Source organism: Polaribacter sp. IC066, assembly GCF_007997085.1.
In the GTDB taxonomy this organism is placed as follows: domain Bacteria; phylum Bacteroidota; class Bacteroidia; order Flavobacteriales; family Flavobacteriaceae; genus Polaribacter.
In genome coordinates this window covers 1-545 of sequence record NZ_VORR01000165.1, presented here as the reverse complement: position 1 = coordinate 545, position 545 = coordinate 1, and the positions used below count along the sequence as shown (strand labels likewise).

General features: G+C 29.7%; 1 protein-coding gene. It reads left to right on the top strand.

The features are described 5' to 3' along the window. On the top strand, window positions 1–545 hold a 545-nt coding region (locus ES044_RS18380), incomplete at both ends, for a sensor histidine kinase (RefSeq protein WP_147187481.1).

Below are 545 nucleotides of genomic sequence, written 5' to 3'. Positions count from 1 at the left end.
TAATATTATAAATACCACTAAAATTGTTTCGTATTCAGAAAAAACAATTGCCACTAGTGAACATATGATTGATTCGTTGAATAATTTTTTAACGCTCTCTAAATTAGATGGTGTAGAATTAAAAACGATGAATACACTAAAGCCATTTAGAAGCGCTTTAGAAGCCCTTATTTTTTCTTTTGAAGCTAGAGCAGCCATAAAAAATCAGGGTTTTTATTATAAATCGAATATAAAATTAGACGTTTCTATTCGGTCTGATTATGAATGTCTTAAAAAAATAATATTCAACTTATTAGAAAATGCTATTAAATATACCCAAACGGAAAAAGCTATTTATGTAACCTCTGATATTGAAGAGAAAGATTTTATTTTTACGGTTAGCGACGAGGGCGTTGGTATTGCAAACAACGAATTAGAAACTATTTTTTCTCGTTTTCAGCAAACAGAAAAAAATTCTGAAAGTGGTGGTTTTGGTATTGGGCTATCTTTAGTACATGAATTAGTAACTAAAATGAATGGAATTGTTAGCGTAAAGAGCGAGGTAG